Origin of the sequence: Cohnella baijiui (genome assembly GCF_020731285.1) — a bacterium.
In the GTDB taxonomy this organism is placed as follows: Bacteria; Bacillota; Bacilli; order Paenibacillales; family Paenibacillaceae; genus Cohnella.
Genome location: NZ_JAJFOW010000266.1, coordinates 1 through 264, shown reverse-complemented (window position 1 = coordinate 264; position 264 = coordinate 1). Strand labels below are relative to the sequence as shown.

Sequence of the window (264 nt, the reverse complement as noted above, 5' to 3'; positions counted from 1 at the left end):
ATTTATGTGACAGGGAGCATGGCGTCAAGAGCAGTCCGCAACAATCAGGCTCCAATCGATGCAGCCATCGTTGGAATTATTGATAATATGGAGATTGATCGCGGAGGTTGAATATGAGCATACGTACAAAGACATTGAAACAGGTCATGCAGTGGCGGCAGCTGATTGATACGTTACTTGATGAAAATCAATATGCGGACATTGTTCTGCGAAACGGTTATTTCGTCAATGTAATTACCCGTGAGATTTATAATGCGGACGTAG

At 43.2% G+C, this 264-nt stretch carries 1 protein-coding gene; it reads left to right on the top strand.

Annotated features, from left to right (window positions below):
• The first annotated feature begins 6 nt into the window (after positions 1-6).
• Positions 7-111, top strand: a complete 105-nt coding sequence (locus LKX83_RS32580) for a hypothetical protein (RefSeq protein ID WP_370639178.1) — start codon at positions 7-9, stop codon at positions 109-111.
• Positions 112-264: the final 153 nt, after the last annotated feature.